Origin of the sequence: Pelistega europaea (assembly GCF_013133775.1) — a bacterium.
Lineage (GTDB): Bacteria > Pseudomonadota > Gammaproteobacteria > Burkholderiales > Burkholderiaceae_B > Taylorella > Taylorella europaea.
This window is the reverse complement of record NZ_JABGBO010000002.1, coordinates 165,234-192,175: the sequence shown is the minus strand read 5'-3', so window position 1 is coordinate 192,175 and position 26,942 is coordinate 165,234. Positions and strand designations below refer to the sequence as shown.

Here is a 26,942-nt window from a genome sequence, read left to right as displayed (position 1 = left end):
TATTAACAAATATAATCATCTATTTTGAAATTTTTCTAGTCAGAAGAGTACACCATACTTTCAACATAAAGTAAAGACTTCAGTTACACAGCCAAGATGGCTACTATACTCAAGAAAAATGAGGCAGAGTAGAAAAAAGGGAAAAGTCAGTCCTGAATATCGTTTTTAGCAAGTGTATTATCGTCACCGTAGCCTAGCAGCTCGCACGGCTTTATTTATTGATTTTTTGAGTGAATATATAGCACAAATGCCTTGGAATGCAAAAACAATAAAAACGTGATAGTACCCACAAAAAATCCAATAAAAATGTGATAATAATCACAATATTATCAATAAAAATGTGATTGGAGAGTGATGTGGAACGCTTGATATTAAAGAAATTACTTAAATGGAAAGAGTCGCCATATCGTAAGCCACTGATTTTAAAAGGAGTTCGTCAGGTGGGTAAAACCTGGGTGCTTAAAGAGTTCGGCAAACGGTATTATGAGAACACGGCGTACTTTAATTTTGATGAAAATGTCGAATATAAACAGTTTTTTGAAACGACAAAAGATGTTAATCGTATTCTCCAAAATTTGATATTGGCATCGGGGCAGAAGATAGAGCCAGAAAAGACGCTGATCATTTTTGATGAAGTGCAAGATTGTCCTAATGTGATCAATGCAATGAAATATTTTTGTGAGAATGCTCCGCAATATCATGTTGCTTGTGCCGGCTCTTTGCTTGGTATTACTCTCGCAAAGCCATCCTCATTTCCAGTCGGTCAAGTTAATTTTATGCAAATTGATCCTATGACCTTTACTGAATTTTTGTTGGCTAATGGTAATGAAAATCTAGTGACATATTTGGATAGTGTCGATACCATCTCCCCACTTCCTGACGCTTTTTTTAATCCACTTTATGAAAAATTAAAGATGTATTACGTTACGGGAGGTATGCCAGAGGCGGTGAGATTTTGGACCGAGGCAAGAGATGTTGGTATGATGCAAGAGGCGTTATCCGATATCATTGAAGCGTATGAGCGAGATTTTGCTAAACATCCCAATCGTAGTGAGTTTCCTAAAATTTCTATGATATGGAAATCAATTCCTTCCCAGTTGGCTAGGGAGAACAAAAAATTTATCTATAAGGTCGTGAAAGAGGGGGCTAGAGCTAGAGAGTATGAAGATGCTCTCCAATGGTTGGTTGATGCACGACTCGTTCACAAAATTTATCGAAGTACTGCACCTAATTTACCTTTATCATCATACGATGATTTGTCTGCTTTTAAAATTTACTTGGTGGATGTAGGATTACTTCGTCGGTTGGCTCAATTAGCACCAACGGTTTTTGGTGAGGGCAATCGGTTATTTACGGAGTTTAAAGGGGCTTTAACAGAGAATTTTGTCTTGCAGACGCTATTAACTCAGTTTGATGTATCGCCACGTTATTGGAGTCAGAATAACCCACCCTACGAAGTAGATTTTCTGATCCAACGAGAAAATGATATTTTCCCTATAGAAGTTAAATCGGAACTGAACACTTCTAGCAAAAGTCTTAGAAAATTTAAAGAGTTATTTCCAGAACAAGTTAAATTGCGTATTCGTTTCTCTTTGGATAATTTGAAGTTAGATGCAGATGTGTTGAATATCCCTTTATTTATGATAGATCAAACAGATCGATTGATTGGTTTTGCGTTGGAAAAGTAGCCATATCTGAGGCTAGGATAAAATCATTGCATCTTGTTACCCTTGTTTTGCGAAATATTTGTTGATATGGTAAGGTAAACTAGAAGTCTGTAGACTAACTTTACTACATATTGATATAAAAAATCATTAAGTGTTTTGTAGTAATGATTATATTTAATTAATCATAAGTATAATGACATAACGAAAAGGAGTGCGATATGAAAAAAAAGCTAGTATTGGTGTTAATGACAGCATTTGCCTTGGCAGCATGTAATGATGATACCTCTAAAAAATTAAGCGATGCAGAAAACAAAGTGTCTCAACTAGAAGCCAATATAGCTGCTAAAGATGAGAATCTTAAACAACTCCAACAATCTTATGATGAGTTGAAAACACAATATGACACCCTTAAGGCTGATACGGATAAGCAGGATTTTCCAGGCTTACGTGTAGAGGCTAAGTCTTTATTTGATAAGACTGGGACCATTCAAATTAAGGAAGATGGTTCTTCTGAAACTAGAAATATAGACTATGGGGTGACGGCTACAACATTGGTGACACGTTATGATTGGTTAAATCAGATTCTTCTTAAAGCAGTATTGGCAGCGGCTGATGATTCTGGTACATCTAAAAAATTGCCAGATAATGTGACAGAAGAGGATGTGGAGCAGGCGTACGCTGCGATTTTTAATCAATTTAAAGAAGGTGCTCCTGAGTCCAAACCGATTTCTCTACAAAAAACGACAGAAGTTCGCTATGTGGGTCAGAAAGAAAGTTTGTTGACGTTTAATCTACAAACCTACCTATTTGAGGGAGGGGCTCATGGCATGATGTCAACGCATTATATCAATATTGACGCAGACAAAAAAACGATTATTTCTTTAAATAATCTTGTACAAAAAGGCAACTTGAACAAGGTGCGTGATGTGCTTTGGGAGGCCTATCAACAGCGTTCAAATATGTTGGGTACAGAGCCTACGGTTAAGAAAAAAGATTTTAAAGTTTCTAATAACTTTTACTTTACGGCAGATGGCATTGTGTTTGTCTATCCTGTTTATGAGTTGGCTTCTTATGCAGAAGGTGAGGTGGAACTCTTGGCGAGCTACTATCAGATTAACCAGTTCTTAGCCAAAGATTATCAACAAACCGCCAAAGATGGTTTTAAGGAGGCCAAATAAAAACAAGTGTTTGCTAGCCTATTGTTTCTTGTTAAGTCATTAAAGTGTGGACTGCATCTGATTAAAGTATGTGCCACATCTGATTAAAGTATGTGCTACATCTGATTAAGCATACCATTCTCAGGTAGTAACCACTTTTAATAGCAGAAAGCAAGTAGCCTATTGAGCCGACGGTTGCAAAGATTGTGGAGCTAATGAAGGCTGTGAGGTACCTACTGGGGAGGTGGGTATCTCTTTATTTACCAAGGTAAAACCAATGTGATAAGCCTCAGGAGGGGAGGGATTTTTCGATTGTTCATTTTCAACAGAGGGTTTGTATAGGATTCGCAAATCATAAAGCCCATTTTCTGGGATGGTGTACTCCATGTCATTTTTAAGGGGAACAACATTTGCACCATAAAGTAACATTTCTATTGTGTTAGGTGCTTCTAAATGAAAGCGAATAACTTGCCCTTGCTCAGCATGAAATTGATAGGAGGAGTAACCCACACCTTGGATATAACCACGGTATTGTTGAGTGATATTAGGCTCCCCAAACTGAACATTTTGAGTGAGATTGGTGAGGGATTTAATTGTAGTAGGATCCAGCAAAAAATTCTGCTCTGTACTTTGACCGCTGGTATTTGCTACAGATTCCGTTGGCTTTTCTACAGGTTCATCGGGAGAAGTAAGAATGACGCCTAACCCTGTGAGGGCAATAATAGCAATAATAAGTTTCTTAGAGTTAGTGGTTAATTGCATCATACCTAGAGCAAAGAATTAATCTATTAACACTGATGAAAATGGAACATATCGCTACGGACACATATTTTGCTATTTAACTTAATCCGAAAAAGACACTGGGGATATTCTTAAATTGTCTGTCTATCACCAATACAGCGCCATACCAATATGTACAGTTCCATTCTCAGGGCTGAGAGCATTACGCATTATAAACTGTTTAGAGCGAAATTTGAAATAACGTATCGTTTTGAGCAAAAAACGACATCCGCGTTGTTATTTGGCTTGAGATGCGATATGCTTTTGCTATCGTTGTTTTTAGGACTTTTACAAATGCACGTTTATGTTTTGGGTAGCGGTGTTGTGGGTACAACGACCGCTTATTATTTGGCCAAAAAAGGATTCGAGGTTACGGTAATTGACCGCCAAGAGGGGGCTGCTTTAGAAACCAGTTTTGGTAATGCTGGTGAGATTTCTCCTGGCTATTCTACCCCTTGGGCTGCACCAGGATTACCTCTAAAAGCTATTAAATGGTTATTCCAAAAACATGCTCCATTAATTATGAAGCTAACACCTGATTTAGCTCAATATCGTTGGATGTGGCAATTACTTAAAAACTGTAATGCAGAGAGCTATGCAGTGAATAAAGAGCGTATGTTAAGAGTTGCAGAATACAGCCGCGATTGTTTACAAGCCTTGCGTGAAGACACGGGCATTACTTACGAAGAAAGACAGCTTGGTACCATTCAGTTATTTCGCAAACAGCAGCAGTTAGACGATGTTGAAAAAGACATCAAAGTATTAGAAGAGACTGGAGTGCCTTTTGAGCGCTTGGATAAAGCTGGTATTCTAAAATACGAACCAGGTCTCAAGGATAAAATTGATGAGTTTGTTGGTGCATTACGTCTTCCTGGAGATGAAACAGGAGATTGCTTCCTGTTTACTCAACGGTTAGCGGAGATTGCCAAAGGTGTAGGAGTGAAATTCCGTTTTAATCATAGTGTCGATCGTTTTGAATATGTCGGTGGCGAGATTAAGGGTGTATGGATTAATGGAAAATTAGAAACTGCGGATGCTTATGTGGTGGCGTTGGGTTCGTACAGTACAGCATTATTAAAACCTGTTGGTATTCATGTGCCTATCTATCCACTCAAAGGTTTTTCATTGACAATTCCAATTACTGATGAGAGCAAGGCTCCTCAGTCTACAGTTCTTGATGAGACATACAAAGTGGCATTAACTCGCTTTGATACTCGTATCCGTATGGGTGGTATGGCAGGTATTAATGGTTTTGACCTAACGCTTAAAGATAAATACCTTGCGACCATGCATGAAATTTTCAATCATGTGTTCCCAGGTTCTGGAGATTTGAAAGAAGCCTTCTTCTGGACTGGACTACGTCCTGCAACGCCAGATGGTACCCCAATTATTGGTAAGACTCGTTATCCTAATTTATGGATTAACTCAGGACATGGTACGCTTGGTTGGACAATGAGTTGTGGCTCTGCAAGCTATTTGGCAGATTTAATGGCAGGTCACGAGCCAGCAATTAGTACGGAGGGCTTAGACGTAAGCAGGTATCAGTAAACCTCATTTGGTTGTGGCATTGCACTCGGAAGGTTTAATCCAGAGTGCAATGCTAAAATTAAAAAGTCCCAAGAGTAGAAGACGCTATTGGGACTGGCGCAAAAAAATCTGCTGGCTAGTACTGCAGGCTCTATCGGAACCGTGAGCAAAAAAATACTGCTGGCTAGGTACTGCAAGCACTGTCAGGACCAAGAGCAGAAAATACTATCAGGACTAGCTATAAGAATTAAAGAGAAAGGTTACTCTGCTCGTTTTTCTCCGCCCAATGCCTCACTCAAATCACGTAAAAGGGCATTAAGCTCCCCAAACATCAATACCATCTCTGCATCGAAATGCTCAATGGCATCGTCTGATTGAATAGGGTCACGTGCTTCAGCAAGCACTTCTAGTGGTGTCACACGACGAACATCTCCCGCATCATTAAGTACAAATGACACACGGTCATTCCAGGTCATAGCAAGACGCGTACAAGTCTTGCCAGAAGTGATTTGTTTGCTCAGTTCTTCATGTTCAGGTGTATGGTTAGCATAACGGACACTGATGCGAGAGTCTGTCATGGACTTTAGCTCTGTATCTTGGTCTACTGTAAAACCATCAGGGGCTGTATCATCTAGTAACCAAGATGTCATGCATGAAGTAGGAGATTTTTCCGTCATATAACTCAATAGAGGCAATGGATCTAATACCTTGGCAAGTAAGCCAATTACTTCATCTGCTTTAGAGCTAGCCCCTGTATCGACAATCATCCAATGATTATCTAAATCAAACCATACGCGTGTTTCACGGTAAATACTAAACGCTTTGGTACGTAAAGCGGCAGCTACATTTTCTTTAATTTCTTTCATTTGCTTGCGACCAACCTTGTAGCCTTGTTCTTCTTCGACTTCTTGAGCTTTGGCTTTGGCAAACTGGTTGATAACAGAGGTAGGAAGAAGTTTTTTCTCAACCACTAGACGGACCAAATAGTTGTTTTCGACTTTATGTACAAGTGTACCTTCTTCTTCAAAAAACGGAGCCCATCCCATGTTGAGTGGTTCTCCGGAGAACTGCCCATCCACAAAGGCTTGTTTAGCTAAAAGTGCTTCGAACTCATCGCTGCTGGGTTGCCATGCTGGTGACAGGCGGAAAATTTTTAGATTTTTAAACCACATAAAAAACTCTTCGTGTAAAAGCAAAACAAGGGTTTGTATTTTAGCAGATGAGAATAAAGATTAGGCTTCTTTAGGTGAGAACTAGAGAATGAAAGTGAAAATATTGCAATAATGAATAAATGAAAAAAAGTTTAAACCCTGATTTTATAAAAAAATCATTTAAAAACAATGAGTTATTAAATATATAAATGATTTTTGAAAGGTTTATTACATTTATAATAAATATTTTTGAAAATTATTTTACATTTTTGAAATATTATTGTTAATTTGTAATGGACATTAAAAAACCACCGAGGGGTAGCGTGGTGGTTTTGTGGCGTGAGTGATACATTTATGCTATTTTGTAGCCATTATTTTCTGTTAGGCATTGTGTACTGAACAGGTTTATTTAAGAAATATCAAAAACCACATCGACTGCGTAGGGATTCGATTTTTTCAAGACGTTCTTTAGTCTTTTCCCAATCTTTGTTATTTAGTGCGGAGATTAATGCATCAATAATGAACATCACGCACACATTAGTATCCCAACCAGATTTGCCCTCTGTGTAGGCTGGTAGGGTGATATTAGCGATACCAGACAGCGGAGAAATCCACTGGTCAGTGATTAAAATGCTCTTGCATTTTTTCTCTGTAGCAATCTGCATGAAAGGTTGCAGTTCATTCCAATAACGACGGATGTCAAATACTACCAATACATCATTTTTTTTAATATCGGCAAGCGTATTAATCCATGTCACAGGGACAGGATGAAGTAGCGATACATCAGAACGAATAGATTGAAGGTGTCTATAGAAATACTCTGATAAAGGTCCAGTGAGATAACCTCCAATTAGCCAAATTTTGGCATTTTTGTTGGCAAGAATATCAACGGCAGCTTCGAAATCCTCAGGAAGAATATTTTTGGCAGTCTCATTGAGTTTGAGAGTAATATCCTTGCAAAAGGAAGACAGTACTTCGTGCTTTTCTATGTCCTGGTTAGGATCGCGACGTGAAATAGGTGTCTGAAGATGCGCTTCTAGCTCACGACGAAGTGCTTCTTGAAATTGCCCATAACCATCAAATCCCAATTTTGTGATAAGGCGTAGTACAGTGGGACCACTAACAGAGGCCTTTTTCGCTAATTGAGCGATAGTTTCCAATCCTGCTACAGGGTATTGATTTAACAATACGCGTGCAACTTTTTTCTCGTTGGGAGCAAAATATTGAAACTGCTCCCGAATCAATACTGCTAGATTTTTAGAGTTCATTGATTTTGTTCCCCTTGGTTAACGAAAATGGTTTTCTTTAATAGGAAAAAACGGCTTGAGCGGATGTGGGAACAATAGCTCTTATTCAGTATTTCAACATTTACTCAGTTTAGCTGGGTTTCAATGTATCTATTGTCATCGTTTACACATTTGCACGTATTCGATGACCCATGTCCGCATATAGACAATTTTTTCATAAAAAAACAACAAAACTATTTGGCTCTATTTCGGTGCAAAAGTGTTGTTAGTTTTTCACAAATTCCCTAAAAAAGAAAAGGGATTATAAACGATTTCTATAAGGCGACCAATAGTGTAATATTTTTTTCAAATAAATCTTGAAAAATATATAAATAACATTTATTCTGCTTGATATGAGTTAGAGAAAAATTGTTTTTTTTCTAACGTGTTTTGTGCCATCACCCTACGTAAAGTCTTAAAGGAGGCGTATTATGGGTAATACTTATACAAGAGAGCAAGCAATAAAAGATATTTTGGAGATTATTGAGGCACGCAACATCAGTCATATCAAGGTCACGTTTTGTGATATGGATGGCGTTATGGTGGGTAAATATATGTCAGTGGCCAAGTTCAAATCTGCATTGACATCAGATTTTGCCTTTTGTGATGTTGTATTTGGTTGGGACTTAAATGACCAGCTTTTTGATAACGTCAAACTCACTGGATGGCAGACGGGATATGGAGATGCAGAAATCCGGTTAATCCCTGAAAAGTGGCGTGAATTACCCTTAGAAAACAATACGATTTTAGTGCCAGGAGAGGTGGTAGGGCGTATTGCCCCGTTATGTCCACGTCAAGTATTGAATCGAGTCTTGGCTAAAGGTAGAGAGATGGGCTACCGGACAATGGCTGGGTTTGAATATGAATTTTTAGTTTGTGATGAATCCCACCTCAGTTTACGAGAGCGCAGTTTTGAGAGTCCGCGTCCACTTGGACATGGTGCTTTTGGTTATTCATTATTACGTACTTCAGCCAACAATGATTTTTATGAGACGCTATTGTCTGTTTGTACACAGATGAATATTCCTATCGAGGGCTTTCATGAGGAAACGGGTCCAGGGCAAGTAGAGTTGGCTCTACAAGCGATGGAGGCACATGATGCAGCAGATAATGCAGCTTTGTTTAAGGCTATGTCTAAAGTTCTTGCTCAGAAGCAAAATCGCATGGTGTCGTTCATGGCAAAGTGGAGTGAAGATTATTCAGGGCAGGGTGGTCATGTACATGTCTCATTAGTACGAGAAAATGGAGATAGCGTATTTTATGACCCATCCCAACCTAACAATATCAGCCAAGAAATGCGTTGGTTTATCGGTGGCTTGCAAAGCATGGCACGAGATTTAATGCCTATTCATGCACCAACTATTAATAGCTACCGTCGTCTTGTTCCAGGTTATTGGGCCCCTACATCAGCTTTGTGGGGCATTGATAACCGTACCACCGCAATTCGTGCGATTAGCGGAAGTCCTAAATCTCAACGAGTTGAGTATCGTGTACCTGGAGCAGATACAAATCCGTATCTCGTGGCAGCATCTATTTTTGCAGCAGGTTTACATGGTATTGAGAATCGTATAGAGCCAGAGGCTCCTGCGATGGGCAATGCTTACACTCAGACTCCTCCCGCTCATCTACAACTACCACGCACATTGTGGGATGCTGCACAGTGCTTGAAACAATCGGAGAGTGCACGCAAGTGGTTAGGGGATGATTTTGTAGAGCATTTTGCTGCAACACGTGAGTGGGAAGAGCGGGAGTTCCAAAAACATGTTTCAGACTGGGAGCGTAACCGCTATTTTGAAATTATTTAAGACTATCCGCTTGAAAACAACTTGTTATTAGATAGATGTTGATGAAACAGGATTAAAAAAATAACTATATAAATCAAATGGTTATTTTATATAGAGCAATGTATTCTTTATTGAATTGAGGTTATATAGAATGAGTAAATTTTCAGTGATTTCTCCGATTGATGGGACAGAGGCGTTATCTGTTGACTATTCTACAGATGAGCAAATCCAACAGGCATTAGATGCTGCAAGACAGGCACAATCTGTTTGGAAAGGTTTATCGTTGGTAGAACGTAAATCGCTAGTTTCTAAAGCAGTTGATTGGTTGGTGTCTCATAAGGATGAAATTGCAAAAAGTATCACCACATGTATTGGTCGCCCTATTAGTCAATCTCCAGGTGAGGTGCGCGGCCTAGAAGAACGTGCCCGTTATATGATTGATGTGGCAGAACAGGCTCTTGCCGATATTGTACCAACTCCAAAAGAAGGTTTTAAACGCTATTTGCGGCGTGAGCCTCTTGGTACTGTAATGATTATCGCCCCTTGGAACTACCCATTTCTCACCGCAGTAAATGCCATTGTTCCCGCATTGGTAGCAGGTAATACAGTGTTATTAAAACATGCCTCACAGACCCCATTAGCAGCACAGCTTTTCCAGCAAGCCTTTGATGCAGCAGGTTTACCTAAAGGGGTTTTCCAAACGCTTTATATGACACATAGTGCCACAGAACGTGTATTGCGTGCTGATTATGTGGATTTTGTGGCATTTACTGGTTCTGTTGAGGGGGGTAAACGCATTCAATCCACTATCTCAGAGCGTTTTATTGGTGCAGGTCTTGAATTAGGAGGCAAAGATCCCGCCTATGTTCGAGCAGATGCGGATGTGGATTTTGCAGCAGAGAATTTGGTCGATGGCTCTTTCTTTAATTCAGGTCAATCCTGCTGCGGTGTTGAGCGTATTTATGTTCATGCTTCTATTTTCGATGCTTTTGTAGCTAAGTTTGTTGAAGTAACTAAGCAATATAAGTTGGGTAATCCAACAGATCCTAGTGTTAATTTAGGTCCTATGGTGAGTGCGGCAGCAGCAGCGAATGTGAAAGCTCAAATCGAAGAGGCTGTTGCTAAAGGAGCCAAGAAACTTATTGATGAGTCCTTATTTCCTGCTCATGCAGAGGGTACCGCTTACCATGCTCCACAAGTGCTTATTAATGTAGATCATAGTATGTCTGTGATGACAGAGGAAAGTTTTGGACCTGTTGTCGGTATCATGGCAGTCGCTGATGATGAAGAGGCTATTCGTATGATGAATGATAGCTGCTATGGACTTACAGCTTCTATTTGGACTAAAGACCAAGAGGCAGCGGAGGCGATTGGGTCACGTATAGCGACAGGTACTGTCTTTATGAATCGTTGTGATTATTTGGATCCTGCTTTGGCATGGACAGGGGTCAAAGATACAGGTAGAGGTATTTCTCTTTCCGAACTAGGCTATCACCAGCTGACTCGAGTAAAATCCTACCATTTACGTGATGCTTAATTTCCATGCATAAGAATTAAGGAGTAAACACATGACATTAAGAGCAAATTGGAATTATCCTACCGCCATTCGTTTTGGTGCTGGGCGTATTGTAGAACTACCTCAGTTATGTGCTGAGGTAGGTATGCACAACCCCTTATTAGTGACTGACGCTGGTCTAGCGAAGTTACCTTTGATGGAGCGTATTCAAACCATTTTAAAAGATGGTGGGGTTGCTTTTGGACGTTTTTTTGATGTAAAACCCAATCCTGATAGTGATGATGTAGATGCTGGTGTGGTGGCTTATCGTGCAGGTCAACATGATGGCATCGTTGCAGTGGGAGGTGGAAGTGCCTTAGATGTGGCAAAAGCAATCGGGGTGATTGTTAATCAGACCTGCTCTCTTTGGGATTTAGAAGATGTGGGTGATAACTGGAAAAATGCTGATCCAAGCAAGATTGTGAAAGTTATCGCTATTCCTACAACGGCGGGTACAGGTTCTGAGGTTGGACGCTCCTCACTGATTATTGATGCTAAGGCACATCGTAAAGTCATTATTTTCCATCCTAAGATGTTACCTGAAATTGTGTTAGCAGACCCAGAGTTGACTGTGCCATTACCCCCTCATCTAACAGCCTCTACTGGTGTTGATGCATTTGTACATAACCTTGAGGCTTTCTGTTCTCCTTTCTACCATCCTATTGCACATGGTGTAGCCTTGCAAGGTATGAAACTAGTGAAAGATTGGCTCCCAGTGGCTTACAAAGAGGGGACAAATATCGAAGCACGCTCTAATATGCTATCAGCTTCCATTATGGGAGCAACTGCTTTCCAAAAAGGACTTGGTGGTGTACATGCTTTAGCTCACCCAGTAGGTGCTGTATTTGGTACTCCTCATGGATTGGCTAATGCCATTCTTTTACCCTATGTACTTAAACGCAATCAAGCAGGCGTGGCAGAGCGTCTAACAGAGGCAGCGCGTTACCTTGATTTGCCTAATCCATCATTTGATAGCTTTATGTCTTGGGTAATGGATTTGCGTACAGAACTCGCTATTCCTCATAGTCTAGGGGATATTGGTATAGATGAGTCACAAGCAGACTTTATTGGTACTTCTGCTAAAAATGATCCAAGCGATGGTTGTAACCCAGTTACCCTCACAGCTGATGATTATAAAGCAATCTTCATTAAAGCAGTACGAGGCGAACTATGAAACCATTGATTGGATTAACCGCTTATTCTCCTGCAGAAAGACCAGGCTGGTTAGTTCCTGATTTATATATTGAGGCGATTACTAAGTCAGGAGGGATTCCCTTTATCTTACCAGGGGCAAGTACGGATTTTGCCAACGATTGGCTCAATGTCTTACATGGCGTGGTGTTTATCGGAGGTGGCGACATCAATCCTGACTTGTATGGTGGTGCACAAACCGAGCATCTTTATGGACTCAGTCCTGTACGCGATACTGCTGAGTTGCATCTGATGAAACAAATTGTCCAAACAGATATTCCCGTGTTGGCTATTTGCCGTGGTATGCAGGTGCTGAACGTAGCGTTGGGGGGTACCTTACACACACATTTACCAGATGTCTATGGAACCAAGGTATTACATCGTACCGAGGACGGACAATCTATTCATCACGATGTGATGACTGTACCAGATAGCCGTTTATATCGCATGATTGGTGAAGTGGCAGATATTGTTTCTTACCACCACCAATGTGTGGATAAATTGGGTAAAGGATTGCGTGCAGTTTCTCATGCAGCAGATGGGGTAGTAGAAGCCATAGAGCTTGAAGGCAAAGAAAACCTTATCGCTGTGCAGTGGCACCCTGAGATGAATTTTGCAGATTCACAAAGTCAGCAAAGTCTATTCCGGCACTTTATTGAAGATGCTAAACAATACCAGCAAAAAAAGTGACGGTTTTTAAAACCAGGGGAGGAGGGACATGATGTTTGTCTATCAAACAGGAGACGTGTATGAGTGAAGTAAAATTGAACCAAAATAAAGTTGTCCGCGAACTTAAGCCAACACTAGGGGCCATACACCTATGGGGTATTGCCGTTGGATTGGTGATTTCAGGAGACTACTTTGGCTGGAGTTATGGTTGGGCAACAGCAGGTACACTGGGTTTTCTTATCTCTGTGGCACTGATTTCGTTGATGTACGTAACCTTTATTTTCAGCTACACTGAACTAACAACCTCTATTCCACATGCAGGAGGGCCATTTGCTTATGCCCTACGTGCTTATGGACCTACAGGTGGTTTTTTTGCAGGGGCGGCGACATTAATTGAGTTTGTTTTTGCTCCACCAGCTATTGCGTTGGCTATTGGAGCTTACCTGAACATCCAATTTCCATTTATTGATCCCAAGGTTGCTGCCGTAGGTGCTTATATCATCTTCATGATATTAAATATTTTGGGTATGCATATTGCGGCAAACTTTGAGTTGTTTGTCACCGTACTAGCCATTGGTGAGTTGCTAGTCTTTATGGGTGTGGTGTCACCAGGTTTTTCTTGGGAGCATTTTACCGCTAATGGTTGGGCAGGTACTAACGAATTCAGTATGGCTACATTAGGTGGTATTGGTGCTTCCATTCCGTTTGCAATATGGTTCTTCTTAGCTATTGAAGGAGTGGCTATGGCAGCAGAAGAGACCAAAGAACCTAAGAAAACCGTACCTAAAGCCTATATCTGTGCTATTCTGACTCTGGTGTTCTTAGCTATGGGTGTGATGATTTTTGCAGGTGGTGTGGGCGACTGGCGTGAACTTTCCAATCTAAACGATCCTTTACCTAAAGCAATGCAAGTCATTGTAGGAGAGAACAGCGGTTGGATGCATATGCTTGTATGGCTAGGTTTATTTGGTCTTATCGCTAGTTTCCACGGTATTATGATGGGTTATTCACGGCAAATTTTCGCATTAAGCCGAGCAGGCTATATGCCGACTTATTTCTCTAAAGTCAATAAACGCTTCTCAACTCCTCACCGAGCCGTGTTATTAGGAGGTGTAATTGGCATTGTAGCAATTTTCAGTGATAACTTTATTGTGATTGCAGGACAGCCACTAACGGCCAATATTATCACTATGGCGGTATTTGGTGCCATTACTATGTACATCATTTCTATGATGAGCTTAATTAAATTGCGTAAGACTGAACCAAATCTTGAGCGTCCTTTTGATGCACCGCTATATCCTTTCTTCCCTGTATTATCAATGGTAATTGCAGTAATCGCATTGATTGCAGTTGCGTGGTATAACAAAGTGGTCTTTTTAATCTATGTCATTATGATGGTGCTAGGTTATGCTTATTTCTTGATGAGCAAAAGTACTCGTGAGTCTGTGCCAGAGGATGATATGCTTGTACGCAAATAAATAGTTTATTGATTAAACTGATAAACCAAAACTCCCTGTGGTAATTCGCAGGGAGTTTTTGTTGTGTGCCATAAAATTTCGTTGCTTGATGAGGCATAGACTAGCTCAGTTGCTTTAAATGAGCAAGATTCAGGTAGCAAGGACTGCTCTATGGCAGTGGGCTTAATTGGTGGTATTTGTTAGGTGCTGCAGAAATTCTCTTGTAAACGCAACATGGGGGAGGGTAAATTTGAAGTTATGCGTATTTAAACTTGAGTGACTGTGGTGAAAATGTATAAAATTGAGTAGGATAAAAATATCAACTGTATGGACATACAGTATTTTTAATGGCATAATATTGTGTATAGTCATTAGCAATATGTAGATTTATTTTTATAAGGAATTCATCCATGGATGATAAACAATCAAAAGCATCTGCCTCTGATCGTGCCAAGGCATTAACTGCTGCACTAGCCCAGATTGAAAAACAATTCGGCAAGGGCTCGGTTATGCGTTATGGTGACAATGAGGTCGCTCATGATATTCAGGTGGTATCAACGGGTTCATTAGGTCTAGATATTGCACTAGGGGTAGGTGGTTTGCCTCGCGGTCGTGTAATTGAGATTTATGGCCCTGAATCTAGTGGTAAGACCACCTTGACACTACAAGTGATTGCTGAGATGCAAAAGATTGGAGGTACTTGTGCCTTTATTGATGCAGAGCACGCTTTGGATGTGCAGTATGCTGCTAAATTGGGGGTGAATCTGGCGGATTTATTGATTTCACAACCAGATACGGGAGAGCAAGCTCTAGAAATTACCGATGCTTTAGTGCGTTCAGGTTCTGTAGACTTAATCGTTGTGGACTCTGTGGCTGCCCTAGTACCTAAGGCAGAGATTGAAGGTGATATGGGGGATAATCTTCCCGGTCTACAAGCCCGCTTAATGAGTCAAGCACTTCGTAAGTTGACAGCCTCTATTAAGCGCACGAATTGTATGGTTATTTTTATTAACCAAATCCGTATGAAGATTGGTGTGATGTTTGGTAGCCCAGAGACTACGACAGGTGGTAATGCACTTAAATTCTATTCTTCTGTACGTTTAGATATTCGTCGTATCGGTTCTATCAAAAAGGGTGACGAGGTTATTGGCAACGAGACCCGTGTAAAAGTGGTCAAAAATAAGGTTGCTCCTCCATTCAAACAAGTTGAATTTGACATCATGTATGGTACAGGTATTTCTCGTGAGGGGGAAATCATCGATTTGGGTGTCAAGGCTGGTATTGTGGATAAAGCAGGGGCATGGTTCAGCTATGATGGCAATCGTATAGGTCAGGGCAAGGATAATGTGCGTGAGTATCTTCGAGAACACCCAGAGCTTGCTCGTGAAATCGAGAATAAGATTCGCCAGAACCTAGGTATCATTGAGATGGGGGCAGTAGCAGAAGGCGAGACAGACGATATTGATGATGATTTCATCGAAGAATAGTCAATTAACCACGCATACTAACTAGGTGTCTAGTCGGCTGTGACACGCTACAGTACAGCCAAACTTGGCACCTAAATGGCAAGTAGTCAGATGTTTTCCGATACTGATGATAATTTTGAACAGGATATTTCTCGCACCTCAGAGCGAAGAAGAGGGGAGCGATTAGATCAAGGGTTTGCAACTTCTCCCTCTGAGCCTCGTCCTGTCAATCTTCTTGCCAAAGCGGTAGCGATACTGTCACGGCGAGAGTATTCAGAAGTCGAGTTGCGGCGTAAACTCAGTCAGTACACTGAGGATCAAGCACAGATTGATGCTGTCGTTGAGCGTTTACAACGTGAGAATTGGCAATCTGATCAGCGTTTTGCTGAAAATTTTGTCATTTCTCGTCAACAACGCTGGGGAAATCAGAAAATTCTCCATGCCTTAAAGAACCATCAGTTGACCGAGGAGACAGTTAGCGAGCTCAAGGAAACTCTTAAAGAAACAGAGTTTGATAGGGCATTAGAAGTATGGAATCGTAAGTTTCATGGCATGTTGCCAACAACCCCTCAAGAGCGTGCTAAGCAAATACGTTTTCTCGCCAGTCGTGGTTTTAGTGCTGATGTAGTGCGTAAGATATTGTCACGACGAGATTAGTGTCCTTTGTTTTAAGTATCTCTCTGTGATTAACGTATTGACAAACCTCAATATATGGAAGTTACTTATTTTTTGGTTTGTTGATTCCTTACCCATAAGTCTGCATATTTCACAAAAGTTGAATGAGCAGACAAGGTCGCTAGCAACAATCCGTGCTTTCCATCCAGAAATCCTGCCTTTAATACATACATCTTCATGAAGCAACCAATAGCATGGATATACGCATCCCAAAGAGAGGCTTTTTTACCTTGTTTCTGACGCTGATCTGCCCATGCTTTGGCATAATTGGCTGACTTAACCAGGTAATGATGTAAATTTTTGTAGGTATAATGGAGTAGATGACCATTAAGCCTTTGGACGTGGAATCCTTTTGGCACAATGATGCTTTCATGTACTAAATCGTCTGAATAATGAGTGTCTTTTACCTTATGTAGTCTTATTACATAATCCGGATACCAACCCGAGTGGTGGATGCGTTTGCCAAAAACATCAGATAAACGATTAACACTATAAACAGTATTTTCCTTATTCTCTTGGATAGCAGTTTGGATTTCTTTTGCTAATTCTGGTGTCACACGCTCGTCAGCATCTAACCATAAAACATAATCGCTTTTTACAAAACTTTGTGCTAGCTGGCGTTGTGGTCCAAATCCAGACCAAGTTGTGTTGCTATAGAACTTGGCATTAAATTTTTTCGCAATAGCTTCAGTCTCATCTGTGCTTCCAGAATCCAAAATCACAATTTCGTCTACCCAATCTTTTACGGTATTAAGACAAAAAGCAAGATCCTGTGCTTCATTTTTAACAATCATGGCAACACATAACGACGGCATAGCACTTCCTTTCAATAAGCGAGATGACTATCTTAACATTGATAATACAACTGTATGGTATTTTTTAGACTTGTGACACTCTTTGCCTATTTCTTTTAGGTGATTTTTAAGGATGATAGTTACGAGGAGTTAGAGGATTTATTTACAAATTTTCTTGTGGGCTACTTCGGTCTTAGCGTTAGTAATACCTTATTCAGGTTGGAGAATCTATTCATAAATTTTCTTGTCGGTTATGTCATAATTTCGCACAATCACAGCAGAAATATTACAATGATTTAGTTGCTTGCATTCAAGGCTAATACACATCAGAGAAATTATGAAAAAATTACTTGTTGTTCGTAATGATAAATTAGGCGATTTTATGTTGGTCTGGCCAGCATTGGCTATGTTGAGGTATTCTGCTCTTGACTGGCATATTACTGCACTTGTGCCTCATTATACAGAGAGTCTAGCGAGGTATTGCCCCTATATTGATGATATTATTATTGATGCGGGTAAAAATGCTGATAAAGCAGCACAACGAGCTACACTTGCTGAAATAAAAAAGGCAAAGTTTGATGCTTCTATTAATTTTTTCTCTGATAGTTATAATGCTTTGACTGTTTTTAAAGCGGGTATCCCACTGCGCGTAGCTCCAGCGACTAAGTTTATTCAGTTCCTATATAACCAACGTATCACGCAAAGGCGTTCTCGCTCCCTAAAACCAGAGTATGAGTATAACCTTGATTTAGCGAGAGCCTTTTTGACTAAACAAGGAATCACCATTAGAGAGTTGCCTCCACCTTATCTGTCCTTTCCCTCCGATGTTTTGGCACAGCAACGCCAGAAACTCGTACAGCAACTTCATATATCAGCAGACTGTCCGTGGGTATTTGTGCATGCAGGTTCTGGTGGTTCAGCGAACAATTTGAGTTTGGACCAATATGCCAAGCTTGTTAACGCCATTTTAAAGGATACGACTGTCACTGTGGTGCTGACAGCAGGTCCCGGGGAAACAGAAAAGGCTCAACAGCTACAGGCAAAGGTGCAGTCAACTATGAATCATCGAGTGGTTATTTATGACAAAAATGATGGCCTTGTTGATTTTGCGCAGTCCCTTGCTTGTGCCAGTGTATTTATTGCAGGGTCTACAGGTCCCTTACATATCTGTGGTGCCTTAAATATTCCTACTATTGGCTTTTATCCGAGCAAGCGTTCAGCAACCCCCTTACGCTGGCAAACCACTAATCAAGCAGATAAACGTTTGGCATTTGCACCAGCACCAGGGGCAGGGACAGAGGATGATTTAACCACAATAGATATGAACGAAGTGATAAAGGCTAGTTTACCGTTTATTCAGCAGCATATATTGGCACTTTAAAACATGCGGCTATGAATGACATGATTTATCAGACCGTGCCGTAAAACTTCATTGTTTACGGCGAGGATATAAGGCACGAATTGCTCTAATTTTGGCGATGAATCTCACAAGGCTTTAAACAAATCGCGTTCATTTTTTGCAAATAAGGCATACAATGAGCCCAGTGCCAACACGGCAGAAAGTCCCATACCCCAGAGCGAGTATTCGATACCAAACAAATCAGCTTTGGCATCCATACAACTAGCATAAATACCAAAAATCCAAGGAGCTAGGGCATCTAAATGTGTCCAACGCGACATGAATATATCGGCAAAAGTCATATCACAAGAAAAGGATTCTGATGCGACACTATATTGGTACCATGTGCTAAGTATGCCAGCCACAGATAACGAAAAACTTAAAAATGAGAAGAGTCGTAGGATAAATGGGCTACGAAAAAGATTCGCCAGTAGGCATACTAGTGCAATGACTAAGAAGATAAAACGCAACAACACGCACCATGCACATGGCTGCATATCCAAGGAGTATTGAGAAAACAAGGCAAAACCAACAGCAGCCAAACACAAAATAGCAATAATATTGAGCATACGCTGAGTATTTAACATGTTATTATTATCCTTTCAAAATAAGTGAGATGTATTTAACTTGCCAAAAAATAGGGTAAATAGGAGTAATTACCTTGGGGTAAATTAGACATGGCTTATCCAAAACTAATTAGACATATCTAGCATATCCGCATAAAGACTCATCACAAGGTCATGAATGCCAGTCCACAGAATCTGCACACCTATGCATAACAAAATAAACGCCGATAGACGCATAAAAATCACAGATCCATTTTTACCTAGTCGATGCAAAAATTGAGCAGCAAACCGTAGGCAGAAGTATACTGTTAGCGATACTACAGCAGAACCCACAATCATACCGCTAATTGTCGAAAAAGTGGCTAAATTAAAACCACTGTTGCGTAGTGTTGCACCAATAGTAATTGCCGCAGCCACAGAGCCAGGTCCGCAAGTAATAGGAAAAGTGAGTGGATAAAAGGCGTTATTTTTGGCTTTGTCTAAAGAATATTCTTCATTAGTAATAGGGTGTTTGCTGGTATCAGGATCTTCAGCATTAAGAAGTTTCCATGCAGCAGCGACTACCAATAAACCACCACCGATACGCACTACTTCTAGCGAAATTCCCAACATATTGAGAATCAAACTACCTAGGAAAATTGCAGCCAGAATGATGATGGAGACGTTAACTGCTATGCGTTTAGCGAGCATGAGCCGAGTGGCATTGGATGCACCACTAGTCATAGTCCAGAAAATAGGTGCTACGCCAGGGGGATTCACAATGGGTAAAATAGTCGCTAACACGAATAGCAGGTTATTAATAAAAAGCGAAAACATGGAGATAACCTAAAGCCACTAAACACACAAAGGTCAATTATATCGTGAAAATACAGGAAGTTACTTTAATTTTGTTAAACGATTCAGCATGTCTAATATGTCTCGTTCAAAAGCTAGTTGGCTTTTTTCATTGTCAAGCTGAGGACTATCAATAACAAATACGTCTTCGGCACGTTCGCCTAGTGTCATAATCTTTGCCATGTGCAGATTAATGCGATGTTGATTAAAGATATGAGCAAGGTGATATAAAATACCAGGGCTATCGGTTGCGACAATAGAAAGCAACCAAGAGCTGCCGTATTCATCTTTGACCAACTCCACGCTAGGCACAATAGGGAAGGTACGAGAACGACGTATATCTGCCCCCACCATTAATGAGGTTGGTCGTTGAGCAATCATTTCCTCAGAAGGTAGCTCATCATGAATACTCTTGGCTAAGTCAGTCTCAATAAGCGATACAAAATCACGTGGATTTTGGAAAACGGCAGAAGAAACAGAGAAACTATCAAGAGCATAACCATCGGCATTAGTATGGATACGGGCATCTAAAATATTGATATTATGCAGATAAAAATACACAGCGATACGCTCGAATAAGTTAACTTTATCACGTGTAAATACTGCAATCTGAATATGCTCACTCTTTTCTACAGGACGTGCCTTGACAACAGTATCAGCGACACCTATGTGGGAGTAAAGGGTACGAGTATGCCACGCAATATCACTGGCTTCTGTCCGTAGAAAGTAGGCAACATCCATTTTTGACCAGAATTTATCGCGTTGCTCATCAGAAAGCCCCGCTAATTTAATGATGGCATCAGCCTCAGCCTTACGTTGCGATAAGATAGTGTTACGGTCAAAGTGATCACCTGCAAATAAGTGTGAGGTGCTTTGGAAAAGGTTTTGCAACAGTTGTCCTTTCCATGCATTCCATACTTTAGGACTGGTGCCACGAATATCTGCTATGGTAAGCAGGTATAATGCTACGAGATGGCGGCGATCTTTGACTGTCTCGCTAAAATGTTTAATCACCTCAGGGTCAGATAAATCTTTTTTCTGTGCTACGTTAGACATAACAAGGTGATTAGCCACTAAAAATTCAAGCAACTCTACATCTTCAGGGGCAAGGCGATGTAATTCAGCAAATTGACGGACTTCCACCGCTCCAAGAGTAGAATGATCGCCACCACGTCCTTTAGCAATATCATGAAAAAGTGCAGCGATATATAACAACCAACTTTTATCAAAATCCGCAATTAACTGGGCGGCTAACGGATTATCCTGTGCGTACTCCGGCATAGTAAAACGACGCATATTGCGAATTACTTGAAGGGTATGCTGATCTACAGTGTACACATGGAATAAATCATGTTGCATTTGGCCTACAATCTTGGACCAGCTAGGAATATAACGAGGTAGTATTTTCAGTTTAGATAGGCGTCTAAAAGTGTGTACAATCCCTCGAGGTTGCTTGACAATTTCTAAGAAAAGATCCTGATTAACCGGGTTAGCTCTAAATGCTGCGTCAATACGCTTACGGTTGCCCCAAATAAGGCGTTGCGTACGTACTGAAAAATCTTCAAGTTCAGAATGCTGTTGTAAAACCAAAAAAGCCTTGAGCAGTAATGATGGGTTTTTCTCAAAAGCATCATCATGACGAATATCTAATAATTGCCCAATACGCTGGAAATCCTCATCAATAATGGATACCTGTTTATCATTGGGAAAGAGATAGTCTTTAAAGTTTTGCAGCATAAAGTGGGTAATCAGATTTACCATACGGGCTGCACCGTAGTAGTCCTGCATAAACATCTCTGAGGGACGTTTACCCGCTTGAGCAGTATAACCATAGACTTCTGCAAGACGTGGCTGGACGTGAAAAAGTACACGATCGTCTCGCTTATTGTGAATAAGGTGCAACTCAATACGAAAACGCTTAAAACTATGCTCAGTTTTCTTAATGACCTCAGCCTCTTTGTCTGTCATTAAATTTGCATCTACAAGGGATTGCCAGCTTCCTTTAATTTGGTTAGATAAAGCAAGCCAATGGATAAGTTGAATATCACGCAATGCTCCAGGAGACTCTTTACAGTTAGGCTCTAGCGCATAAGGGGTATTGTTATAACGAGCGTAACGTTGTTTGAATTCGAGTTGTTTGGCAAGGAAAAAATCTTGTGGATTATGATTCTTCATGAACTTTTGATGAAGTTCTTCCACCAAAGCTCGATTTCCCAGCAAATAACGACATTCAAGTAAACTGGTCTCAATAGTAATGTCTTTTTTGGCTTCGTTAAGGCAATCCTTAATGGTTCGTACACTGGCCCCAATATCTAGACCTAGATCCCAGAAAGACTGCACAAGTGTCTCAAGACGCTCCTTATCCGCTGCAGACGGTTCTTTGGCAAGCAATAACAAAATATCAATATCTGAAAAAGGATAAAGCTCATCGCGTCCATAGCCGCCAACGGCGCATAAAGCCGCTCCTTCGGGTAAAGGATAGGCCTTGATTACCTCTGCAAATCCTTGGTCTACTAATTGACTATGTTGGTGTAAAAAATCTTCAGGTAATAAATTACCCTCTTTATATTGGTTTTTGAGAGCTTCTCTATGTTCAAAAATGTGTTGGCGGATAGCGATGAGAGGGGGCATAACAGAATCCTCAAATGACAATAAAACAATTTAAGGGAAATAAGTGCATATTGTGACTACAGGTTTGAGCAAACAGACTATCACAAGAGACTGACTTTATTTCCCATAAAAAATAAGGGTAGACGATGTTATTTATCGAATCGACGAGAACTTACAATGCAGATTTAAACTTCTTCACAAAATCAGGTGGTTGACGCATACCTTCGGAAACGGTTAAGACTTCATAACCATCTGCCGTGACAATTAACGTATGCTCCCATTGAGCAGACAGACTGCGGTCTTTGGTCACTACTGTCCAGTGGTCAGGCATTAAACGTGTGGCATAGTGGCCTGCATTAATCATAGGTTCGATGGTGAATGTCATGCCTTCGACTAATTTCATGCCAGTGTGAGGTTTGCCATAGTGCAATACCATAGGCTCATCGTGGAAAACCTGACCAATACCATGCCCACAGTAATCACGCACTACAGAAAAACCTTGTGCTTGAGCATGAGATTGAATGGCATGACCAATATCGCCTAGAGTTGCACCAGGGCGAACTTGTTCGATACCCAACCACATACATTCAAAAGCGGTTTCGCTTAGTTTGCGGGCTTGTATCGACGGTTCACCGATACAATACATACGACTAGTATCACCAAACCAACCATCTTTAATAATGGTGATGTCAATGTTCATAATATCGCCATTTTTAAGAACACGATCACCTGGAATACCATGACAAATTACATTGTTAATAGAGGTGCAAATGCTAGCAGGAAAAGGAGGATTGCCATAGCCAATAGTGGCAGATTTAACATGTAAAACATTATCAATATAATCAATGACTAAACGATCCAATTCACCAGTGGTGACTCCAGCTTTAACAAAGGGAGTAATATAGTCCAATGCTTTGGCGGCATCTTGGCACGCTGCCCGCATTTTTTGAATATCTTCAGGATTTTTTAAAATAGGCATAAAACTTGTGTAAAGATAAAAAAACAGTATATAATTATAGGCTTATTTGCGTATAAGTCCAAGAGCCAATTCGTTAGAATGCGTTATTTTTATTCATTTTTAGTTATTGATTTTGGATTTTTAGGTAAATAGTATTGGTGCACATTTTTTTGTGCGATTTATTTTTTAAATAGCGTGCATTACCGCATAGGGTGTTGATGATAGAAGTCTAATATCAATACTGGTAATGTACAAGACATAACCCTGTGGAGTTTTTAATATGTCATTAATGCGTCAAATGTTAGAAGCTGGTGTTCACTTTGGTCACCAAACTCGTTACTGGAATCCTAAAATGGCTCAGTACATTTTTGGTCAACGTAACAAGATTCATATCATTAACCTTGAAAAAACAGTTGTTAAATATCTAGAAGCACTTGAGTTTGTACGTCAAACAGCTGCTCGTGGCGGTGAAATCCTATTTGTGGGTACTAAACGTTCAGCTCGTGAAATCATTGCTGCTGAAGCTACTCGTGCAGGCATGCCTTATGTTGACAACCGTTGGTTAGGCGGTATGATGACCAACTTCAAAACAGTGAAGTCTTCTATCAAACGTCTAAAAGACATGGAAACAGCTCAAACAGACGGTACTGTTGACCGTTTGAGCAAGAAAGAAGCGTTGATGTTTACTCGTGAACTTGAGAAACTCAACAAATCAATCGGTGGTATCAAAAACATGAATAAGTTGCCTGCAGCTTTATTCGTTGTTGACGTTGGTTATCACAAAATTGCTATTCAAGAAGCACGTACACTAGGTATTCCAGTTATCGCTGTTGTGGATACTAACCACTCTCCAGAGGGTGTGGATTTTGTTATCCCTGGTAACGATGACTCTGCTAAAGCTATCGAATTGTACGCTTCTGGTATTGCTAATGCGATTTTAGAAGGTCGTGAGCAAGGCGAAAACGCTTTAGTTGAAGAAATTCAAGCGGCTGCTGAAGAAGAAACTTCTGCTGAGTAAGCATAATCACTATTTTAGATTGGAGAAAACATGGCTGAGATTACCGCTGCAATGGTAAAAGAATTGCGCGAAAAAACAGATGCTCCTATGATGGAGTGCAAAAAGGCTTTAACAGAAGCTGAAGGTAATATGGAGCGTGCAGAAGAGATTCTTCGCGTGAAATTAGGTAATAAAGCTAGCAAGGCTGCTACTCGTGTAACTGCTGAAGGTCTTATCGGTACTTATATCGAAGGTGGTAAGGGTGCAATGATTGAAGTTAACTGCGAAACAGACTTCGTTGCTAAAAACCCAGAATTCGTGGCATTTGTTGAAGCACTTGCTAAGAAAGTGGCTCTTGAAAATCCAGCAGATATTGCTGCACTTAATGAGTTGCCTTTTGGCGAGGGTACTGTTGAGTCTACTCGTGCTGCTTTAGTTGGTAAAATCGGTGAGAATATGACTATTCGTCGTTTCTTCCGTGTAGAAACTGACAAACAGCTTGCTCACTACAGCCACGGTGGTCGTATCGGTGCTTTAGTTGAGTTCTCTGGTGATGAAGTGGTTGGTAAGGATGTGGCTATGCACGTAGCTGCTACTAAACCTAAAGCATTAAATGCTGATGGTGTACCAGCAGAAGACATTGCTAAAGAGCGTTCAGTGGCTGAGCAAAAAGCAGCTGAATCAGGTAAACCAGCAGAAATCGTTGCCAAGATGGTAGAGGGTTCTGTAGCTAAGTTCCTTAAAGAGGTGACTTTATTGAATCAACCTTTCGTTAAAAACGATAAGCAAACTGTTGAGCAAATGCTTAAAGAAAATAAAGCAACTGTTCATAGCTTTGGCTTACTCGTTGTAGGCGAGGGTATTGAGAAAGTTGCTTCTGACTTTGCAGCTGAAGTAGCAGCAATGGCTAAGAACTAATCAAGCAACGCTTTTTTAAGCCTATATACAAGCCATGATGAGTGCATCATCATGGCTTTTTTAGTATAATGTACGACAATTTAACTATAAGCACATTGCTGTTTTTTATGTAAGGATTTGAGTCATGGCCACATCATATAAACGAGTTCTTCTTAAGCTTTCTGGTGAAGCCTTAATGGGAGAAGACGCTTTCGGTATTAACCGTTCCACTATTGTTCGTATGACAGAAGAAATTGCCGAGGTAGCAAAGCAGGGAGTGGAGTTGGCGATTGTTATTGGTGGTGGTAATATCTTTCGCGGCATTGCTCCAGGCGCCCAAGGCATGGATCGTGCAACAGCAGATTATATGGGTATGTTGGCAACCGTGATGAACGCATTGGCTTTGCAAGATGCTCTGAAAAATCATGGTGTGGTAGCACGTGTACAATCGGCCTTGAATATTGATCAGGTGGTTGAACCTTATATTCGTCCCAAAGCATTACGTTACCTAGAAGAGAAGAAAGTTGTCATTTTTGCGGCAGGTACGGGTAATCCGTTTTTTACTACGGATACGGCAGCCGCTTTACGTGGGGCTGAGATGGGGGTTGAAATTGTCCTTAAAGCTACTAAAGTAGACGGTATCTACACCGCAGACCCCAAGAAAGATCCTACAGCAACTCGCTATTCTCGCATTTCTTTTGACGAAGTGATTAGCAAGCGTCTAGAAGTGATGGATGCCACCGCTTTTGCACTTTGTCGTGATCAAAAACTACCTATCAACGTCTTCTCTATCAATAAGGCTGGTGCGCTTAAACGTGCTATTGCAGGGGAAGACGAGGGTACTTTGGTTCACATTTAATCACAGTAGAGTGACCTAGAAAGATTATGGTCGCCTGCACCCTATGATAAGGAGTTTGCCGTCGTTGCAACACTCAATAACTATTGAAGACAAAGGATAAAAATGAGTATTAACGAAATTACTAAATCAGCAGAGACCCGTATGGGAAAATCTATTGAGAGCCTTAAGACTAACCTTTCTAAAATCCGTACAGGTCGTGCTCATGCAGGTATTTTAGACCATGTATTAGTGGATTACTATGGCTCTATGGTGCCTGTTGGTCAAGTGGCTAACGTAACAGTCGTTGATGCACGTACTTTAAATGTACAGCCTTGGGAAAAACAAATGACCCAAGTGATTGAAAAGGCAATCCGTGAATCGGATTTAGGTTTAAATCCTATGGCTATGGCAGAGTCGATTCGTGTGCCTATGCCCCCACTTACCGAGGAGCGTCGCCGTGATTTGACCAAGGTGGTGCGTTCAGAGGGTGAGGATGCCAAGATTGCAGTGCGTAACTTGCGCCGTGATGCCAACGAGGCACTTAAGCGTTCTCTTAAAGATAAAGAAATCTCTGAAGATGATGAGCGTCGTGCACAAGATGTCGTACAAAAATTGACGGATAAATACGTAGCAGAAGTAGACAAGCTTGTGGCTGAAAAAGAAGCCGAAATTATGAAGGTATAA

Annotated in this window: 23 protein-coding genes; 15 read left to right on the top strand and 8 right to left on the bottom strand. The window is 40.7% G+C overall.

All coding sequences use genetic code 11. The annotated features are described in order from the left end of the window. The first annotated feature begins 356 nt into the window (after positions 1–356). Complete coding sequence (locus HKX40_RS02430; protein ID WP_171587984.1) at positions 357–1,688, top strand: DUF4143 domain-containing protein; 1,332 nt, start codon at positions 357–359, stop codon at positions 1,686–1,688. A 197-nt stretch (positions 1,689–1,885) separates the two neighbouring features. Then, entirely contained in the window at positions 1,886–2,845 is a 960-nt protein-coding gene (locus HKX40_RS02425; RefSeq protein WP_171587983.1) for an RsiV family protein, read from the top strand. 159 nt (positions 2,846–3,004) lie between these two features. Here HKX40_RS02425 and HKX40_RS02420 read toward each other — a convergent pair whose 3' ends face one another. Beyond that, on the bottom strand, positions 3,005–3,589 hold the full coding sequence (locus HKX40_RS02420) for a hypothetical protein (protein WP_171587982.1): 585 nt from the start codon (positions 3,587–3,589) through the stop codon (positions 3,005–3,007). 309 nt (positions 3,590–3,898) lie between these two features. Between HKX40_RS02420 and HKX40_RS02415 the strand changes: the two genes are divergently transcribed. Next, positions 3,899–5,152: a D-amino acid dehydrogenase gene (locus HKX40_RS02415; protein ID WP_171587981.1), complete on the top strand. Its 1,254-nt coding sequence runs from the start codon at positions 3,899–3,901 to the stop codon at positions 5,150–5,152. Between the two features lie 239 nt (positions 5,153–5,391). On the opposite strand, the gene HKX40_RS02410 is transcribed toward HKX40_RS02415, so the two are convergent. After that, positions 5,392–6,303, bottom strand: a complete 912-nt coding sequence (locus HKX40_RS02410) for a recombination-associated protein RdgC (protein WP_171587980.1) — start codon at positions 6,301–6,303, stop codon at positions 5,392–5,394. Positions 6,304–6,701: 398 nt separating this feature from the next. Then, positions 6,702–7,550, bottom strand: a complete 849-nt coding sequence (locus HKX40_RS02405; protein ID WP_171587979.1) for a MurR/RpiR family transcriptional regulator — start codon at positions 7,548–7,550, stop codon at positions 6,702–6,704. Positions 7,551–7,999: 449 nt separating this feature from the next. On the opposite strand from HKX40_RS02405, the gene HKX40_RS02400 reads away from it, so the two are divergent. The 7 genes from HKX40_RS02400 (at position 8,000) to recX (ending at position 16,347) form a co-directional block, all read left to right on the top strand. Further along, on the top strand, positions 8,000–9,373 hold the full coding sequence (locus tag HKX40_RS02400) for a glutamine synthetase family protein (protein ID WP_171587978.1): 1,374 nt from the start codon (positions 8,000–8,002) through the stop codon (positions 9,371–9,373). 130 nt (positions 9,374–9,503) lie between these two features. After that, complete coding sequence (locus HKX40_RS02395) at positions 9,504–10,889, top strand: aldehyde dehydrogenase family protein (protein WP_171587977.1); 1,386 nt, start codon at positions 9,504–9,506, stop codon at positions 10,887–10,889. 31 nt (positions 10,890–10,920) lie between these two features. After that, on the top strand, positions 10,921–12,081 hold the full coding sequence (locus tag HKX40_RS02390; RefSeq protein ID WP_171587976.1) for an iron-containing alcohol dehydrogenase: 1,161 nt from the start codon (positions 10,921–10,923) through the stop codon (positions 12,079–12,081). Further along, the gene (locus tag HKX40_RS02385) at positions 12,078–12,788 is read left to right on the top strand and encodes a gamma-glutamyl-gamma-aminobutyrate hydrolase family protein (RefSeq protein ID WP_171587975.1); all 711 of its coding nucleotides are present in this window, start codon (positions 12,078–12,080) and stop codon (positions 12,786–12,788) included. Before HKX40_RS02390 ends, HKX40_RS02385 begins: the two co-directional genes overlap by 4 nt. Before the next feature lie 59 nt (positions 12,789–12,847). Then, positions 12,848–14,245: an ethanolamine permease gene (gene eat / locus HKX40_RS02380; protein ID WP_171587974.1), complete on the top strand. Its 1,398-nt coding sequence runs from the start codon at positions 12,848–12,850 to the stop codon at positions 14,243–14,245. A 389-nt stretch (positions 14,246–14,634) separates the two neighbouring features. Next, positions 14,635–15,711, top strand: a complete 1,077-nt coding sequence (recA, locus tag HKX40_RS02375) for a recombinase RecA (RefSeq protein WP_171587973.1) — start codon at positions 14,635–14,637, stop codon at positions 15,709–15,711. A 75-nt stretch (positions 15,712–15,786) separates the two neighbouring features. Further along, positions 15,787–16,347 carry a recombination regulator RecX gene (gene recX, locus HKX40_RS02370; RefSeq protein ID WP_246233526.1) on the top strand — a complete coding sequence of 187 codons (561 nt, stop codon included), beginning with the start codon at positions 15,787–15,789 and terminating at the stop codon, positions 16,345–16,347. Between the two features lie 65 nt (positions 16,348–16,412). Here recX and HKX40_RS02365 read toward each other — a convergent pair whose 3' ends face one another. Then, on the bottom strand, positions 16,413–17,180 hold the full coding sequence (locus tag HKX40_RS02365; RefSeq protein WP_171587972.1) for a glycosyltransferase family 2 protein: 768 nt from the start codon (positions 17,178–17,180) through the stop codon (positions 16,413–16,415). Positions 17,181–17,496: 316 nt separating this feature from the next. On the opposite strand from HKX40_RS02365, the gene HKX40_RS02360 reads away from it, so the two are divergent. Continuing rightward, on the top strand, positions 17,497–18,540 hold the full coding sequence (locus tag HKX40_RS02360; RefSeq protein WP_171587971.1) for a glycosyltransferase family 9 protein: 1,044 nt from the start codon (positions 17,497–17,499) through the stop codon (positions 18,538–18,540). Between the two features lie 104 nt (positions 18,541–18,644). Here HKX40_RS02360 and HKX40_RS02355 read toward each other — a convergent pair whose 3' ends face one another. The 4 genes from HKX40_RS02355 to map form a co-directional block, all read right to left on the bottom strand. Further along, a complete protein-coding gene (locus tag HKX40_RS02355; protein ID WP_171587970.1) occupies positions 18,645–19,145 on the bottom strand; it encodes a disulfide bond formation protein B in 501 nt (166 codons plus the stop codon). A gap of 105 nt (positions 19,146–19,250) precedes the next feature. After that, positions 19,251–19,940 (bottom strand): MarC family protein, encoded by a 690-nt coding sequence (locus HKX40_RS02350; protein WP_171587969.1) that lies wholly within the window; start codon positions 19,938–19,940, stop codon positions 19,251–19,253. Positions 19,941–20,000: 60 nt separating this feature from the next. Next, positions 20,001–22,589: a [protein-PII] uridylyltransferase gene (locus HKX40_RS02345; protein WP_171587968.1), complete on the bottom strand. Its 2,589-nt coding sequence runs from the start codon at positions 22,587–22,589 to the stop codon at positions 20,001–20,003. 151 nt (positions 22,590–22,740) lie between these two features. Then, positions 22,741–23,547 carry a type I methionyl aminopeptidase gene (gene map / locus HKX40_RS02340; protein ID WP_171587967.1) on the bottom strand — a complete coding sequence of 269 codons (807 nt, stop codon included), beginning with the start codon at positions 23,545–23,547 and terminating at the stop codon, positions 22,741–22,743. A gap of 259 nt (positions 23,548–23,806) precedes the next feature. Here map and rpsB point away from each other — a divergent pair, with 259 nt between their 5' ends. From rpsB to frr, 4 genes are all read left to right on the top strand, one after another. After that, positions 23,807–24,544: a 30S ribosomal protein S2 gene (gene rpsB / locus HKX40_RS02335; protein WP_171587966.1), complete on the top strand. Its 738-nt coding sequence runs from the start codon at positions 23,807–23,809 to the stop codon at positions 24,542–24,544. Positions 24,545–24,574: 30 nt separating this feature from the next. After that, positions 24,575–25,441: a translation elongation factor Ts gene (gene tsf, locus HKX40_RS02330; RefSeq protein WP_171587965.1), complete on the top strand. Its 867-nt coding sequence runs from the start codon at positions 24,575–24,577 to the stop codon at positions 25,439–25,441. A 124-nt stretch (positions 25,442–25,565) separates the two neighbouring features. Then, the gene (gene pyrH, locus HKX40_RS02325; RefSeq protein WP_171587964.1) at positions 25,566–26,279 is read left to right on the top strand and encodes a UMP kinase; all 714 of its coding nucleotides are present in this window, start codon (positions 25,566–25,568) and stop codon (positions 26,277–26,279) included. Between the two features lie 102 nt (positions 26,280–26,381). Beyond that, a complete protein-coding gene (gene frr, locus HKX40_RS02320) occupies positions 26,382–26,942 on the top strand; it encodes a ribosome recycling factor (protein ID WP_171587963.1) in 561 nt (186 codons plus the stop codon).

Excerpts from the sequence above, each read along its gene's own strand:
- pyrH (WP_171587964.1), top strand. The coding sequence starts at position 25,566 with ATGGCCACATCATATAAACGAGTTCTTCTTAAGCTTTCTGGTGAAGCC.
- HKX40_RS02360 (WP_171587971.1), top strand. The coding sequence starts at position 17,497 with ATGAAAAAATTACTTGTTGTTCGTAATGATAAATTAGGCGATTTTATG.
- tsf (WP_171587965.1), top strand. The coding sequence starts at position 24,575 with ATGGCTGAGATTACCGCTGCAATGGTAAAAGAATTGCGCGAAAAAACA.
- HKX40_RS02405 (WP_171587979.1), bottom strand. The coding sequence starts at position 7,550 with ATGAACTCTAAAAATCTAGCAGTATTGATTCGGGAGCAGTTTCAATAT.
- HKX40_RS02415 (WP_171587981.1), top strand. The coding sequence starts at position 3,899 with ATGCACGTTTATGTTTTGGGTAGCGGTGTTGTGGGTACAACGACCGCT.
- frr (WP_171587963.1), top strand. The coding sequence starts at position 26,382 with ATGAGTATTAACGAAATTACTAAATCAGCAGAGACCCGTATGGGAAAA.
- HKX40_RS02350 (WP_171587969.1), bottom strand. The coding sequence starts at position 19,940 with ATGTTTTCGCTTTTTATTAATAACCTGCTATTCGTGTTAGCGACTATT.
- HKX40_RS02365 (WP_171587972.1), bottom strand. The coding sequence starts at position 17,180 with ATGCCGTCGTTATGTGTTGCCATGATTGTTAAAAATGAAGCACAGGAT.
- HKX40_RS02425 (WP_171587983.1), top strand. The coding sequence starts at position 1,886 with ATGAAAAAAAAGCTAGTATTGGTGTTAATGACAGCATTTGCCTTGGCA.
- rpsB (WP_171587966.1), top strand. The coding sequence starts at position 23,807 with ATGTCATTAATGCGTCAAATGTTAGAAGCTGGTGTTCACTTTGGTCAC.
- recX (WP_246233526.1), top strand. The coding sequence starts at position 15,787 with ATGGCAAGTAGTCAGATGTTTTCCGATACTGATGATAATTTTGAACAG.
- HKX40_RS02390 (WP_171587976.1), top strand. The coding sequence starts at position 10,921 with ATGACATTAAGAGCAAATTGGAATTATCCTACCGCCATTCGTTTTGGT.
- recA (WP_171587973.1), top strand. The coding sequence starts at position 14,635 with ATGGATGATAAACAATCAAAAGCATCTGCCTCTGATCGTGCCAAGGCA.
- HKX40_RS02395 (WP_171587977.1), top strand. The coding sequence starts at position 9,504 with ATGAGTAAATTTTCAGTGATTTCTCCGATTGATGGGACAGAGGCGTTA.
- HKX40_RS02410 (WP_171587980.1), bottom strand. The coding sequence starts at position 6,303 with ATGTGGTTTAAAAATCTAAAAATTTTCCGCCTGTCACCAGCATGGCAA.
- HKX40_RS02385 (WP_171587975.1), top strand. The coding sequence starts at position 12,078 with ATGAAACCATTGATTGGATTAACCGCTTATTCTCCTGCAGAAAGACCA.
- HKX40_RS02400 (WP_171587978.1), top strand. The coding sequence starts at position 8,000 with ATGGGTAATACTTATACAAGAGAGCAAGCAATAAAAGATATTTTGGAG.
- HKX40_RS02355 (WP_171587970.1), bottom strand. The coding sequence starts at position 19,145 with ATGTTAAATACTCAGCGTATGCTCAATATTATTGCTATTTTGTGTTTG.
- HKX40_RS02420 (WP_171587982.1), bottom strand. The coding sequence starts at position 3,589 with ATGATGCAATTAACCACTAACTCTAAGAAACTTATTATTGCTATTATT.
- map (WP_171587967.1), bottom strand. The coding sequence starts at position 23,547 with ATGCCTATTTTAAAAAATCCTGAAGATATTCAAAAAATGCGGGCAGCG.
- eat (WP_171587974.1), top strand. The coding sequence starts at position 12,848 with ATGAGTGAAGTAAAATTGAACCAAAATAAAGTTGTCCGCGAACTTAAG.
- HKX40_RS02345 (WP_171587968.1), bottom strand. The coding sequence starts at position 22,589 with ATGCCCCCTCTCATCGCTATCCGCCAACACATTTTTGAACATAGAGAA.